The sequence below is a fragment of the Methylolobus aquaticus genome (assembly GCF_054172105.1).
The window spans coordinates 208,649-222,746 of record NZ_JBSYXP010000006.1 but is presented as its reverse complement, the minus strand read 5'-3'; the positions used below and the strand labels follow the sequence as shown (position 1 = coordinate 222,746).

Below are 14,098 nucleotides of genomic sequence, written 5' to 3'. Positions count from 1 at the left end.
GCTAGCGCCTGTCGCGCGGTGGCTGTTCGGGAATGGCGCGCGCACAGGCCCAAACCTCTATGGTTTCGACACCGGCCTGACGCAGGGTGCGCGCGATCTCGCCTGCGGTCGCGCCGGTGGTCATGACATCGTCGATGATCGCCACATGCCGGCGCTGAATATCTTTTTTGGCGGAGAACGCACCACGGACATTGCGCGCCCGCTGGCTGGCGGGAAGACCAGCCTGTGAGGCCGTAGGACGGGTACGCGTCACGACCTCCGTCCCGATGTCCACACCCAGGTGGCGACCGACTTCGCGCGCGATTTCGAGACTTGGGTTGAAGCCTCGTTCGCGCAGTCGGCGCGGATGCAGAGGCACCGGTACCAGCAACTCCGGGACCGGCCTCGTCCCCTCTATGCCCGCGGCCAGCAAGCCTCCCAGCAAACGAGCCATGGGGTACTGCCGACGGAACTTCAGCTCGTGGATCAGGTAACGCACCGGGTCCCGATAAACCAACAAAGCAAACGCGCTGTCGAAATCCGGTGGGTGCCGCAGGCAGTGACCGCAGACGGCCTGCTCCGACAGTGTTAGCGGCAGGGCACAGCACACGCAACTCGACCGGATGAACGGCAGCGTCCGCTCGCAGCCGGCGCACAGATCCTGCCCGGTGGTCGCGTGTGCCCCACACAGCAGACAGGTGGGCGGGAACAGCCACTGCTGTATAATCCCTGGCCAGTTGTAAACCAAAAGATGCTCGTTGGGTTGACGAAGGTTCGACCCGGCGCGGCGTCCCGGCACCGAAGAGAGAGAAGTATGCGCCCAGAATCAAACGCCGTGGGGGCCGCCGAGCGGGCCCCAGACCAACTTCGTCATGACTGGTGCATCGACGAGGTCGAACGGCTTCTGGAGCAACCGTTCAGCGATTTGCTCTACCGCGCGCAGCAAACGCATCGTGCCTACTTCGATCCGAACGAAGTGCAGATCAGTAGTCTGCTAAGCATCAAGACGGGGGCTTGCTCCGAAGACTGCGCCTATTGCCCGCAAAGCGTTCATCACGACACCGGTCTGGAGCGCGAGGCCCTGATGCCGCTGCAGGAGGTGCTGAAGGCCGCGGACGAAGCCCGTCGCCAGGGGGCCACGCGCTTTTGTATGGGCGCGGCCTGGCGCGGTCCGAAAGATAGGGATGTCGAGCGTGTTGCGGCGATGATCGAGGGTGTCAAGGCGCTTGGCATGGAAACCTGCGTGACCCTGGGCATGCTGACCGACAGCCAGACCTCGCGCTTGAAGGACGCTGGCCTCGACTACTACAACCACAATCTCGATACCTCCGAAGCGTATTACTCGCAGATCATCACGACGCGGACCTATCAGGACCGGCTTGAGACCTTACGCCGCGTTCGCGAGGCCGGCATCAACGTGTGTTGTGGCGGCATACTCGGCATGGGTGAAAGCGCGCGGGACCGGGCCGGCTTGCTGGTGGAACTGGCCAATTTACCCCAACACCCGGAGAGCGTTCCGATCAATCTGCTGGTTCAGGTCGAGGGCACCCCGCTGGCTGGTACCGAAACGCTGGATCCGTTCATCTTCGTACGCACCATCGCCGCTGCGAGACTCCTGATGCCGGCGTCACGGGTACGCCTGTCCGCCGGGCGAACCGAGATGAGTGACGAGTTGCAAGCTTTGTGTTTTCTTGCCGGTGCCAACTCGATCTTCTACGGGGAGCGGCTGTTGACGACGGAAAACCCGCAAGTCGAACGTGATCGCGCGCTGTTTGCCCGACTCGGGCTGCGCATGTCCGGCGTGGGGGCTTGACGTCGCTGCATCCCGAGTGGGCCCGAGTGCTGGACCGGCAGCGCTCGGCGGGTCTGTGCCGCGATCGCTACGCGGTGGAGGGCTCGCAGGGCGCGGTGGTCCGCTGCGACGGACAACGGCTGATCAACTTCAGTTCGAACGATTACCTCGCTCTGGCGAGCCATCCTGAGGTCGTGGACGCCTTGATCCGGGGTGTCGAGCGGTACGGTGTCGGCGCTGGAGCCTCACACCTGATCTGCGGGCACGCTGAGGCGCATGAGCTTCTCGAACAGGAACTCGCCGCGTTCGTCGGTCGTGAGCGCGCCCTTTTGTTTTCCACCGGCTACATGGCCAATCTCGGTGTGATCGCGGCGCTGGCCGGTCGCAGCGCGGACGTGTTCGAGGATCGCGAAAACCACGCGTCGCTGCTCGACGGCGGCCTGTTGTCGCAGGGGCGGCTGCGCCGCTATCCGCACGCGAACATCGGTGTACTCTCGGAGTTGCTGGCACAGAGCCGGGCCGGCGTGAAACTCGTCGTCAGCGATGGTGTCTTCAGCATGGGTGGGGACATTGCGCCCCTGCCGGAGTTGGTCGCGGCGTGTACGCCAGCCGGCGCTTTTCTCGTCATCGATGATGCGCATGGTTTGGGCGTGCTCGGACCGCAGGGCGCGGGCACGCTCGCACACTGCGGTGCGACGGTGGACGCCGTGCCGGTGTTGGTCGGAACGCTTGGCAAGGCGCTCGGTACCTTCGGCGCGTTCGTGGCCGGCGGCGAGGAACTGATCGAATACTTGCTGCAGACTGCACGCACCTATCGGTACACGACTGCGTTGCCCCCTGCTCTGGCCGAAGCCACGCGCGCGGCCTTGCGTTTGGCGCGTTCGGAACAGTGGCGCCGTGATCGCCTGGCCGCCTTGATCGCACAGTTCCGCGCCGGTGCCGCTGCGCTGGGGTTACGTGTCGTGGCGTCAACCACGCCGATCCAGGCGGTCCTGATCGGTGGCAACAGTCAGACTATGGTTGCCGGAGAGTTCCTGCGGCGGGAAGGCTTCTGGGTCGGCTCCATACGCCCGCCCACCGTGCCGGTCGGCTCCGCCCGGTTGCGCATCACCTTGTCTGCCGGACATGATGAACAGCAGGTTCACGACCTGCTCGGTGCCCTGGCCCGCCTGCCAGCGGAGTGTCGAGCGTGGTGACCCGTGAGCCCCTGTTTCGGGAGATTCTGGGGTGCGGCGAAGACCTCGTCCTGTTGCATGGCTGGGGTATGAGCAGCCGCTTCATGCAGCCCTTTGCGGAGCGCCTGTCGGAGCGCTTTCGGGTCACCCTGATCGATCTCCCAGGTCATGGTCGAAGCGGACTGCTCGCGGACGACGGCATCGCGTCTGTTGCCACGGCCGTGCTTGCGCGGGGACCGGCGAGGGCGCACTGGGTGGGCTGGTCGCTGGGAGGCCTCATTGCCTTGCAGGTCGCTGTCCTCGCGCCTACGGCGGTGCGCTCGCTGTGCCTGCTGGCCGGTTCGCCGCGTTTCGTTGCGGCGCCCGATTGGCCCGGCGTCGACGAAACGGTACTAAACCGCTTTGCGAGCGATCTGCACCGCGATTACGACCGCACCATCGAGCGCTTTCTCGCACTCCAGTTGCATGGCATGAAGGATGAGCGGCCACTGCTCAAGGCGCTGCGGGAGACCCTCGCAGGGCAGGCGAGGCCAGCCGAGGCAGGACTGGCCGCGGGCCTTGCCATGCTGAGCGCGACTGATCTGCGCCGGGCGGTGAGCGCGTTGCACTGCCCTTTGCTGATGCTGTTGGGACGCCGGGATCGCCTGATTCCAGCCGCCGTTGGTTCGGCCGTTCTGGCGCTCAATCACGGCGCTGCGGTTGCCACGCTGGAGGACGCGGCGCACATTCCTTTCTGGACCCATCCCGACGCCACGCTATCGGCCGTAACCGCCTTTCTCGAACGCGGGGTCAGCACCGGCGGATGAGCAACGTGCGTTACGGCGGCGACCCCGAAAAGCATCAGGTGCGGCGCGCGTTCAGCCGCGCTGCCGCCCGTTATGATGGTCTGGCAAGCTTACAGCGGCGGATAGCGGAACGCTTACTGAGCCATCTCGGAGACCCGGCTCTGCAACCCTTGAGGGTGCTGGACCTCGGGACGGGAACCGGATACTGCTTGCCGCGGCTCGGGCTGCGCTTCCCGCAAGCCCAGCTCATTGCGGTCGACCTTGCCGAGGGCATGCTTCACCAACTGAGGAAGTCGCGGGTGGTTGGCCGAGACCCCTGGCTGGTGAACGGCGATGCGGAACGCCTGCCTCTGGCCGGTGACTCGGTCGATCTGTTACTGTCGAATCTGGCCTTGCAGTGGTGTCCGGATCTACCCCAGGCGCTCGGCGAATGCGCTCGAGTCCTCGTTCCGGGAGGCGTGATGGTTTTCTCGACCTTCTGCACCGGCACGCTCGGTGAACTTCGGCGAGCCTGGGCCGGTGTGGATCACTATAGCCATGTGAACCGCTTTCGGAGTGCCGCCGAGGTGTGCGCCGCGCTGGCTGCCGCGGGTTTGTTGTGCGTTCGGGTCGAGCAGGACTTGAGCGTCGTCACGTACCCGGACGTCTTCGCGCTGATGCAGGAACTCAGGGGGCTCGGCGCCAGCAACAGGACCGCGAATCGGTCCCGAACCCTGACGGGCAAGCAACGTTTGATGGAGATGACCGGCCGCTATCAGGCCCAGTACCCCGGCGCCGAGGGAGGGATTCAGGCAAGCTTCGAGATCCTGACCGCCGTGGCGACCCGGCCGTACTGATGAAACGGACACTCTGTCGTGCGGTCAGCCGTTGCCCTTCGGGAATTCCTCCCTCGCTGTGCACCATCCTGGGAAATGGCCTCTTTTCGATACGCATGCCAATGGCTTGCTGGCGGTTGACTCTTGCGGGCTGTTGCGGGCCACGAGTGACTCATCGGGGCCGCCAACGGCTATTGGCCGTGGTGTGATCCAAAGGGGATCGGTCTTGCGCAGGCATCGGCGTTACGGTATTTTCACTCGGTTTTTGCTCGTGCGGTACGAACGTTCGGCGGTGAATTCACTTACTGTTTGGGGGTCTTTCGGGAAGTCGACCGGATTTACCCTCCGTGTCGCATGATTGCGCGTGAAGTCGACCCTGCGACGGGTGCCATCCGGCTGGTCCTGACACCGAATTCATCGCTAACCCAGCATCAAGCACGTTTGCTGCTGGCGGCGATGGCCATCGCCATGGGCACAATTGCACTGTTCTTTACGGCCCTCGGAGCCTGGATGGTGCTGCCGTTTTCGGGGGGCGAGTGGTTGATGCTGGCTTTGGCACTGTGGTGGGTTCAGCGGAAACTGTCGGTCATCGAGATCATCACGATTCACAACAGCACGGTGCGTGTGGACGTTAAGCGACTGGCGTCGGAGCAGTCCCACTGTTTTGAGAAGACCTGGCTTCGGGTGGAACGGGTGGCTCCTGTCCGCGGCGGGTATCCGAGCCGGCTGTATCTGCGCCGCCAACGCGCCTCGCTCGAGATCGGCGGCTTTCTGATCGAGTCCGAGCGCGAAATGCTTGCTCAGGAATTACGACAGTTCCTGTGACCGAAGAATAAATAAGTATTCGTTTTTGTCTTACGCATTGAGTCCCTAAAGCATTGAAGAGAGAGGCATCTGTGGAGAGAACAAAGCTATTGCTGGGCGCGGCTGCGCTCGGACTGGTTGGCAACGCGCATGCCGAGTATGCGTTGAACTTAACGCGCGGAGTCACGCAACTTAGCCGCGATATCTACGATCTTCACATGTACATCCTGTGGGTCTGCGTAGCGATCGGAGTGATCGTCTATGGCTTGCTGACTTACTCGGTCTTGCATCATCGGAAGTCGAAAGGCGTCGTTCCGGCGACCTTCCATGAAAACACGAAACTGGAAGTGGTCTGGACCGTCATTCCATTCCTGATTCTGTTAGCCATGGCGGTGCCGGCTACCAAGGTGATGATCGAGGCCTACGACACCAGCGCCTCCGACATGACCGTCAAGGTCACCGGCTATCAGTGGAAGTGGCGCTATACCTATCTCGACGACGGCATCGACTTTTTCAGTACCCTCGATGCGAAGAGCAACGAAGCGCGGCAATTGGGGTCGAAGATCAATCCGGAGACGGTCGAGCATTATCTGCTCAACGTGGATCACCCACTGGTCGTGCCCGTCAACAAAAAGATCCGATTTGTGTTTACCGCGGCGGACGTCATTCACTCCTGGTGGGTGCCGGCACTGGGCTGGAAGAAGGACACGATCCCGGGTTTCGTAACCGAGGCGTGGGCGCGCATCGACGAGCCCGGTGTCTACCGGGGTCAGTGCGCTGAGCTGTGCGGTCGCGACCATGGGTTCATGCCCATCGTCGTGGAAGCCAAGACGGAAGCCGACTACCAGGCGTGGCTGGCGACGCAAAAAGCACAAACCACTGCCAAGGTCGATGAGGCCGCTGCTGCGGCGTCGAAAAGCTTCACCCTCCCGGAGCTCATGGCGAAGGGGGAGGCCGTGTACAATGCGAATTGCGCTGCGTGCCATCAGGCCAACGGAGAGGGTATTCCCGGCAACTTCCCGGCCATCAAGGGCAGCCCGGTTGCCCTGGGTCCGATCGACGAGCACCTCTCAATCGTCGCGAAGGGTAAGGGAGCGATGATGCCGGGTTTCAGCAAGACTCTGGACAAAGTCGACATCGCTGCTGTCGTGACGTATCAAAGGAACGGTTTTGGCAACGACAAGGGTGACCTGCTGCAGCCGTCGCAAGTCCCATCTGAAAATTAACAGTTATTCAGCTTCCTAAAGAGGTGAAACGGGTATGTCAGCGGTAACTCATGAGGACCTGCACGACCACCACGACCATGGGCCGGCCAAGGGCTTTTTGCGTTGGGTGTTCACGACCAATCACAAGGACATCGGAACCTTGTATCTGACCACGGCGCTGATCATGTTCTTCGTCGGTGGCGCCATGTCATTGGTCATCCGCGCCGAATTGTTTCAGCCGGGTCTGCAATTCGTCGACCCGGGATTCTTCAACCAGATGACGACGCTGCATGCCCTGATCATGGTGTTCGGGGCGGTCATGCCCGCATTCGCCGGTTTGGCGAACTGGATGATTCCCATCATGATCGGTGCCCCCGACATGGCGCTGCCGCGGCTGAACAACTGGAGTTTCTGGTTGCTTCCGTTCGCCTTCGCGCTGCTCGCGAGCACGCTTTTCATGGATGGTGGTGCGCCGGCCGCCGGTTGGACGCTTTATCCTCCGCTGGTCCTGCAGGGTGGCAACAACCTGCCGTTCGCGATCTTCTCGATCCATCTGCTCGGCATTTCGTCGATCATGGCGGCCATCAACATCATCGTCACGATCTTCAACATGCGCGCTCCCGGCATGACGATGATGAAATTGCCGATGTTCGTCTGGACCTGGCTGATCACGGCCTTCCTGCTGATTCTCGTCATGCCGGTGTTTGCCGGTGCGGTCACGATGTTGCTGACCGACAAGTTTTTCGGTACCAGCTTCTTCAATGCGGCGGGTGGCGGTGACCCGGTACTCTATCAGCACTTGTTCTGGTTCTTCGGGCATCCGGAGGTCTACATTCTGATCCTGCCATCCTTCGGTGTGGTCTCGCAGATCATTCCGACCTTCGCGCGTAAGCCGCTTTTCGGTTACAGCTCCATGGTCTACGCCACCGCGTCGATCGGTTTGCTGTCGTTCGTGGTCTGGGCTCACCATCAGTACACCGTCGGCATGCCGCTGGCCGGGGAGCTCTATTTCACCTATGCGACGATGCTGATCGCCGTGCCCACGGGTGTGAAGGTGTTCAACTGGGTGGCCACAATGTGGAAGGGGGCGATGACGTTCGAAACGCCCATGTTGTTCGCGATCGCTTTCGTCGTGCTGTTCACTTTCGGCGGTTTCACGGGCTTGATGATGTCCATCTCGCCGGCGGACCTCCAGTACCACGATACCTACTTCATCGTCGCGCACTTCCACTATGTGCTCGTACCAGGAGCGGTTTTTGCGCTGATCGCGGCCACCTATTTCTGGTTGCCCAAGTGGACCGGCCACATGTACGACGAGACGCTCGGCAAGTTGCACTTCTGGTTGACGGCGATCTCGGTCAACGTGTTGTTCTTCCCTCAGCATTTCTCCGGTCTCGCCGGCATGCCGCGGCGAATTCCGGACTATGCCGTGCAATTCGCCGAGTTCAACGCAATGTCCAGCATCGGCGCGTTCATCTTCGGATTCTCGCAACTGATCTTCGTCTACGTGATCATCAAGGCCGTTCGCGGCGGCCAACCGGCTACCGATGAGGTCTGGGAAGGCGCCGCAGAACATGGCCTGGAGTGGCAGTTGCCGTCTCCGCCGCCTTACCACTCGTGGGAAGTCGCGCCGCTGGTCAAGTAACGCGGGTCGTCGAGCCAGGTCGCCTGCCGGGAACGGGTGACCTCGTTTGGATGACGATCGGAACACTTGGTTCCGATCGCACTTCCTGCAGTCGCTGGGGAAGGGGAGCGCCTCGGCCCCAGCGGCACTGAACGAGGCCTGAAGGCCCGCCGTTCATGGAATTCCTTGCAAGGCCTTAGTGAAGCATGGATCAACGCAAAAAGAATCTGCTGTTGGCGGGTGCCTTGGCGCTGTTCGCTCTGGCGCTGTTCGGCTACTCGATCGTCAGCATCATTAACCGGGCTTCGCACTCGTGACTCCTGCGAATAGAAGCCGGGACAACATGCGCCTGGTCAGGCGCATCGCCTTCGTCGCCATCGCGATGTTCGGTTTCGGATTCGCCATGGTTCCGTTTTACAACGTGTTCTGCGAATGGACCGGGCTAAACGGTAAAGTGAAGGGGGAAGCAACCGCGACTGGGGAGTACCGCGTCGACACGAGTCGCGAGATTACGCTTGAGTTCATAACGTCGCTGAATGAGGGCATGCCCCTCGCGTTCCGCGCCGAGAAGAGCAAGCTGAAGGTTCATCCCGGACAGTACTACACCGTAAATTTCTACGCAGAAAACCTGACCGATCGTCAGTTGACTGGACAAGCGATCCCGAGTATCGCTCCGGGCTTATTTGCCGAGTACCTGAAGAAAGCGGAGTGTTTCTGTTTTTCGGAGCAGAAGTTCGAACCACACAAGGAGCGCACCATGCCGGTTCGTTTTGTTGTTGATCCGAAACTTCCCAAGGAAGTCAGGGACATGACGCTTTCCTATACATTTTTTGACATTACGGACCGCAAGCCGAATTAGCGACACCATTCGCGGCAATATTCCGAACATCATCGAAGCAGAGGCACAACATGGCATCCCACGATTCGTATTTCCTTCCGCATAAGGCAACCTGGCCGATTGTCGGATCGATTGGCCTGACCACTCTACTGGCCGGGTTCGCGAACTTTCTGAACGGCGCGGCGATCGGCCCCCTGATGATGTGGCTCGGTGCTGCGATCATGATCACGATGCTCGTGGGTTGGTTTGGTACCGTAATCAAGGAAAGCGTCGCCGGTTGGTACAGTCATCAGGTCGAGATCTCATTCCGCTGGGGCATGATCTGGTTCATCATTTCCGAAGTTTTCTTCTTCGCCGCGTTCTTCGGGGCCTTGTACTACACCCGCGTGTTGGCGATCCCGTGGATGGGGGATGATGATTCGATCACCAACGAGTTCCTATGGAAGAGCTTTGAATCCGCGTGGCCAACCAATGGTCCGGGGGCGATCGGCGGTCATTTCGAGCCGATGGGCGCCTGGGGTATCCCCGCACTCAATACACTGATCCTCTTGTCGAGCGGCGTGACCGTGACGTGGGCGCACTGGGGGCTCCTGGCCAACAAACGGAGTCAGTTGATTCAGGGCCTGATTGCGACAGTGGCGCTCGGCTTCCTGTTCGTCGTGCTGCAGGCGTTCGAGTACCACGAAGCCTACACCGAAATGGGTCTGACGCTGGGTTCGGGTATTTACGGTTCGACCTTTTTCATGCTGACGGGGTTTCACGGCCTGCACGTCACCATCGGCGCGATCATGCTCACTGTGGTGTTGCTGCGCAGCGCCCGTGGGCATTTCAGCCCGGAACATCACTTCGCGTTCGAAGCCGCCGCCTGGTACTGGCACTTTGTCGACGTCGTCTGGCTGGGGCTTTTCATCTTCGTCTACTGGTTGTAGAGGCCACTCCGCAGCAGTCGAGAAATGGGCCCGGTCAATTACGGGCCCTAACTCCTTGACTGAACAAAACAATCCAACTTCGCCACCGGATCGGGCGGTGGGTCGTATGTGCCCGACCGCGCGCTGCGCTTGAGTTGCACAAGCAGGCCGTCATAGAAGCCCCGATGCGGGGTCGGTCGCTACGGGAATCGCGGTAAAGGCGTGTCTATCAGCCACTGTCCTGAGGTGTCGTCGTAATGCCAGAGTTGCGGATCAAGGACCTTTTTTTCGACGAGATCTCCCTGGCGGTAGTAGTGCACCTCGACGGTTTGCTCCAGCGTCATGCGCTCTTTGTCGGCTGACTGAGACAGCACGTGGTAGCCGGAAACTTTTACGTCTCCCAGGTTGTCAGCTAAGGGACGACGGTAGGCAGGGGAACCTCGGTAACGGTTCGCCGCATCGAATGCACCCCAGCGTATCGCGGCGGCATAGGCGTGCAATGTTTCATCCCGCTTCATCAGGGCCAGGTCGTGCGCGCACGCACTGAGCAGCAGGGTCGCAGCAAGGGGGAGAAACTTCATCGGCGGTCGTCACACGTCGTATCGGCCCTGCAGACTGTTGGCCTCATTATATAATGTGCTCACTTAGGACGACCGGAGACTAGAACATGAGATATCTCGCCGCATTGATGGCTTTGCTCGCTGTGATTTACTTCTTCCCGGCATTTATGTCGCGCACGGAGTCCATCAACGGCTCAACCCGGGAGACTGCTTATCGCTCGGCCCTGGCGGCAAAAAAACGACTGCCGACTGACGAAAGGTTGATGTTCGATACGGCGCTCGTCCTGCTCGATAAACTCAAGGGCCCCGACGAATTCCCGAAAGCGGTGGATGGCCTCAAGCCCGAGGAAGTCATCGAACTCGCCAAGCGGGAAGTCAACATCAAGATCGCGACGGGCGATCCGGCGTTCAAGAATTACTCTTCATGGGAAGACTGGCTGAGGAAGCAGGCCACGGATCCCGACCTCGAGGGCAAGAAGGCCGGCAAGCCCGAGGCGCCCCCGTTGCGGCAGTCGGAGCGCACTGGCAGGCCGCAATGAGCATCGGATTCGTTGGATGAGTCCCGCCATCCGTGAATCTTGCGCACACGGGTCCCCGAGTACGCCTTCGGAGTCCACTGGTACTCGGTCCGCGGTATCGCACGAGGGGGATGTGCCGAATGAGAGACCCCATCGGAGGCCGGCACCTGCGTCGGGTCATGATCATCACGATTGCATACACCGGGCGCTTGCGAGCGCGGAAAAGCGCTGTGCCGAACGTGGTGTGCGATTTACACCGGTACGGCGCCAGGTTCTTGAGCTGATCTGGCGCAGTCATGAGGCGGTGAAGGCATACGACCTCCTCGAAGATCTCAAGGTTTTCGATCCCGGCGCGAAGCCCACGACGGTTTATCGGGCACTGGATTTCCTGCGGGAGCAGGGGTTGATTCACCGTGTCGAGAGTTTGAATGCCTTCATCGGTTGCACTGACGTCGAACATCAGCATGAATTGTTCTTGCTGATTTGCGACCGGTGCAACTGGGTAGAGGAGCGACAGGCGAAGGGCGTAACGGATGCAGTCGCAGGCGAGATACGCGACGCCAACTTTCTTCCGCGGCATAAGGCCCTGGAAGTCCACGGCCTTTGTGCCCGCTGCGCGGCGAAGGAACCAGACGCGGTTTCGGAGCTGGCGTAACCTCTTCTAACGGTCGTGGCGACGTTGCGAGAACATCGCATGCGCCATTTCGTCAGCCTGCACGATCGCAGGAGCCGGACGCGGAAGTAGCCTTTCTCCCAACGCGTGTTCCTGCACCCCTTGTCGCCGGGCAAGGCGGATGTTATGTTATATTGTAACATCCAAACTGGAACATCATGCCGTGCGTCTCGAAAAGTCACCATTCCTCGCCCTGAGGCTCTGTTCTGCGCTTGGCGTCGCGGCGGCGTCTGCGGAGGAAAGGGATGCGGAACAGGCTCAGGCGCTGGCGCCTATCATGGTCACTGCGCCGTTGCAGCGCTCGGAGGTCCCGCTAGTCGATCCGGTCAACGAAATGTCCGGTGAAGATCTTCGAACCCACGTCACCGGTACGATCGGCACGACGATTCAGCAGCAGATGGGCGTCAACAGCGCCTCCTTCGGTCCCGGGGTCGGTCAGCCGGTCCTGCGCGGCCAGACCGGTCCGCGAGTCAGAGTAATGCAGGATGCTACGGGGGCATCGGACGCTTCTTACCTGAGCCCGGATCACCGTGTGACGGTCGAGCCCCTGCTTGCCGACAAGATCGAAGTGATGCGGGGGCCGGCCACGCTGATGTATAGCGGCAACGCGATCGGCGGTGCAGTCAACGTGATCGACAACCGCGTGCCGAGCATGCTGCCGAAAGATCTGCTCAATGGCGTGTTCGAGCAGCGCTACGATACGGCGCTCGACGAGACGACGACCCTCATGAAGCTCGATGCCGGGAAGGATATCCTCGCGGTCCATTTCGACGGCTACTATCGGGACAGCGCCGATGTATTGATTCCCGGGCGGCCCATCGATGTCCAGGCGGCGGAAGCCGAAGGCATCGTCGCGCCAGGTGAGGCCATCTTTAATCCGATAGGCTACATCCCCAACACCCAAACCCGCTCGTATGGTGGTACCGCGGGTTTTTCGCTGATAGGCGACAAAGGATTTGCCGGTTTCGCCGTGAACTACATGGAGAACGACTATGGCATTCCTGGCGCAGCTCACAGTCACTTAGGGCATGATCACGGTCACGAAGACGAGCACGAGGAAGATCATGAAGAGGGACATGAGGACGAACGTGCCGCTGACGATCATGACCATGAGCACGAGCACGAGCACGAGCACGAGGAAGAATTGGCCTTGGCGCTACCCCTCGATCGGGTAAACATCAAGCAGCGCAGTACCCGCTACGACTTCAAGAGCGAATGGTACGATCCGGCCGAGTTCGCGGAGTTGCTGAAACTGCGGATGACCTACACCGACTATTACCATGTCGAACTCGAAAACGACCTGACCGGCACCGTGTTCACGAACCAGGGCTGGGAGGGCCGGGCCGAGTTGAAGCACAAGCCGCTGGGGCCGATGCAGGGTATCGTCGGGTTCCAGGGCATCAGTTCAGTATTCGAAGCCGTGGGCGAGGAGGCGGTGGTGCCGAAGTCGGACATTCAGAACTTCGGCGGCTTTGTGGTCGAAAACATCGAGACCGCTCTCTTCAGCTATCAGGCAGGCGCGCGCGTAGAACATCAGACCATCATACCGATCAATCAGGGTGGCTCCTCGCATACGCCCGTCAGCTTCTCCGGCTCGGCAGCCTGGAACGCGGACGAGTCGAACCGCGTCGCCCTGGCCCTGAGCCGTGCGCAACGTGCGCCTCAGGTCCAGGAACTCTATTCGGACGGGTTTCACGCGGCGACCCGGAGTTACGAGATTGGCGATCCACGGCTCAGCGAGGAGACGACCTACAACCTGGAGTTGTCTTATCGGCTCAATACAAAGCCCGTCAGGGCCAATGTGAACGTCTTCCAGAACTGGTCGGCAGACTATATCTATGCCCAGCGCTCGGGACAGTTGTTCGACGCCGAGAGTGAGTCTTTCGTAAACACATGCCCGGAGGTTGATACCTGCGTGCCGGTGTTCCAGTTCTCCCAGGCGGATGCGACCTTCATCGGCTACGAGGCCGATGTCGGCATCCCGCTGGCCGACGCGTCTTGGGGCGCGATGGACCTAGTGCTTTTCAGCGATTATGTTCGGGGACAATTCAGCCACGAAGGTGCGGTGCCGCGCCAGCCGCCCCTGCGCTTCGGTTTCCAGCTCGACTACCACAAGGACGAGTGGTCGGCCAACTGGCGGGTGATGCGTGCGGAAGCGCAGGACCGTCCGGGCCAGGGAGAGACGCCCACTCCTGGTTATGTGTTGATGAACATCACGGTCGAGTACAAGATCAGTGCGAGCCCTTATGCGGATGTGCTGTTGTTCGCCAAGGGCAATAATTTGCTGGACCAGGAGGTCCGGAACTCGACTTCCTACCTGCGGAATATTGCGCCCGAACCGGGGATCGGCGGTGCGATCGGGCTCCGGGCGACTTTTTGATCCGTCCCCTGGCGCTTCGGGCTCGCTTCGACTAGCATCCGT

Annotated in this window: 14 protein-coding genes; 12 read left to right on the top strand and 2 right to left on the bottom strand. The window is 60.8% G+C overall.

Features of this window, described 5'->3' with window-relative positions; genetic code table 11:
• Window position 1 precedes the first annotated feature (1 nt).
• Complete coding sequence (locus ACW73L_RS10110; RefSeq protein ID WP_498921786.1) at window positions 2-727, bottom strand: ComFC family protein; 726 nt, start codon at window positions 725-727, stop codon at window positions 2-4.
• 66 nt (window positions 728-793) lie between these two features.
• Here ACW73L_RS10110 and bioB point away from each other — a divergent pair, with 66 nt between their 5' ends.
• From bioB to ACW73L_RS10065, 9 genes are all read left to right on the top strand, one after another.
• Window positions 794-1,792, top strand: coding sequence for a biotin synthase BioB (gene bioB, locus ACW73L_RS10105; protein WP_498921785.1), 999 nt, complete (start codon window positions 794-796; stop codon window positions 1,790-1,792).
• 5 nt (window positions 1,793-1,797) lie between these two features.
• Entirely contained in the window at window positions 1,798-2,967 is a 1,170-nt protein-coding gene (bioF, locus tag ACW73L_RS10100) for an 8-amino-7-oxononanoate synthase (RefSeq protein ID WP_498921907.1), read from the top strand.
• Window positions 2,964-3,752 carry a pimeloyl-ACP methyl ester esterase BioH gene (gene bioH / locus ACW73L_RS10095; protein ID WP_498921784.1) on the top strand — a complete coding sequence of 263 codons (789 nt, stop codon included), beginning with the start codon at window positions 2,964-2,966 and terminating at the stop codon, window positions 3,750-3,752. Before bioF ends, bioH begins: the two co-directional genes overlap by 4 nt.
• Complete coding sequence (gene bioC, locus ACW73L_RS10090) at window positions 3,749-4,567, top strand: malonyl-ACP O-methyltransferase BioC (protein ID WP_498921783.1); 819 nt, start codon at window positions 3,749-3,751, stop codon at window positions 4,565-4,567. Before bioH ends, bioC begins: the two co-directional genes overlap by 4 nt.
• A gap of 333 nt (window positions 4,568-4,900) precedes the next feature.
• Window positions 4,901-5,371, top strand: a complete 471-nt coding sequence (locus tag ACW73L_RS10085) for a DUF2244 domain-containing protein (RefSeq protein WP_498921782.1) — start codon at window positions 4,901-4,903, stop codon at window positions 5,369-5,371.
• A 71-nt stretch (window positions 5,372-5,442) separates the two neighbouring features.
• Window positions 5,443-6,576 carry a cytochrome c oxidase subunit II gene (gene coxB / locus ACW73L_RS10080; protein ID WP_498921781.1) on the top strand — a complete coding sequence of 378 codons (1,134 nt, stop codon included), beginning with the start codon at window positions 5,443-5,445 and terminating at the stop codon, window positions 6,574-6,576.
• 34 nt (window positions 6,577-6,610) lie between these two features.
• Window positions 6,611-8,200, top strand: coding sequence for a cytochrome c oxidase subunit I (ctaD, locus tag ACW73L_RS10075; protein ID WP_498921780.1), 1,590 nt, complete (start codon window positions 6,611-6,613; stop codon window positions 8,198-8,200).
• Window positions 8,201-8,492: 292 nt separating this feature from the next.
• A complete protein-coding gene (locus ACW73L_RS10070) occupies window positions 8,493-9,038 on the top strand; it encodes a cytochrome c oxidase assembly protein (protein ID WP_498921779.1) in 546 nt (181 codons plus the stop codon).
• Window positions 9,039-9,088: 50 nt separating this feature from the next.
• The gene (locus tag ACW73L_RS10065) at window positions 9,089-9,946 is read left to right on the top strand and encodes a cytochrome c oxidase subunit 3 (protein ID WP_498921778.1); all 858 of its coding nucleotides are present in this window, start codon (window positions 9,089-9,091) and stop codon (window positions 9,944-9,946) included.
• A gap of 179 nt (window positions 9,947-10,125) precedes the next feature.
• On the opposite strand, the gene ACW73L_RS10060 is transcribed toward ACW73L_RS10065, so the two are convergent.
• A complete protein-coding gene (locus tag ACW73L_RS10060; protein WP_498921777.1) occupies window positions 10,126-10,506 on the bottom strand; it encodes a hypothetical protein in 381 nt (126 codons plus the stop codon).
• An 86-nt stretch (window positions 10,507-10,592) separates the two neighbouring features.
• Between ACW73L_RS10060 and ACW73L_RS10055 the strand changes: the two genes are divergently transcribed.
• From ACW73L_RS10055 to ACW73L_RS10045, 3 genes are all read left to right on the top strand, one after another.
• Window positions 10,593-11,024 (top strand): hypothetical protein, encoded by a 432-nt coding sequence (locus tag ACW73L_RS10055; RefSeq protein ID WP_498921776.1) that lies wholly within the window; start codon window positions 10,593-10,595, stop codon window positions 11,022-11,024.
• Between the two features lie 223 nt (window positions 11,025-11,247).
• Window positions 11,248-11,658 carry a transcriptional repressor gene (locus tag ACW73L_RS10050; protein WP_498921775.1) on the top strand — a complete coding sequence of 137 codons (411 nt, stop codon included), beginning with the start codon at window positions 11,248-11,250 and terminating at the stop codon, window positions 11,656-11,658.
• Between the two features lie 181 nt (window positions 11,659-11,839).
• Entirely contained in the window at window positions 11,840-14,056 is a 2,217-nt protein-coding gene (locus ACW73L_RS10045) for a TonB-dependent receptor (RefSeq protein WP_498921774.1), read from the top strand.
• Window positions 14,057-14,098 lie beyond the last annotated feature (42 nt).

Bases quoted from the DNA above. Each gene is read 5' to 3' on its own strand.
- ACW73L_RS10055 (WP_498921776.1), top strand. From the start codon at position 10,593: ATGAGATATCTCGCCGCATTGATGGCTTTGCTCGCTGTGATTTACTTC.
- ctaD (WP_498921780.1), top strand. From the start codon at position 6,611: ATGTCAGCGGTAACTCATGAGGACCTGCACGACCACCACGACCATGGG.
- ACW73L_RS10060 (WP_498921777.1), bottom strand. From the start codon at position 10,506: ATGAAGTTTCTCCCCCTTGCTGCGACCCTGCTGCTCAGTGCGTGCGCG.
- bioB (WP_498921785.1), top strand. From the start codon at position 794: ATGCGCCCAGAATCAAACGCCGTGGGGGCCGCCGAGCGGGCCCCAGAC.
- ACW73L_RS10085 (WP_498921782.1), top strand. From the start codon at position 4,901: ATGATTGCGCGTGAAGTCGACCCTGCGACGGGTGCCATCCGGCTGGTC.
- ACW73L_RS10065 (WP_498921778.1), top strand. From the start codon at position 9,089: ATGGCATCCCACGATTCGTATTTCCTTCCGCATAAGGCAACCTGGCCG.
- bioC (WP_498921783.1), top strand. From the start codon at position 3,749: ATGAGCAACGTGCGTTACGGCGGCGACCCCGAAAAGCATCAGGTGCGG.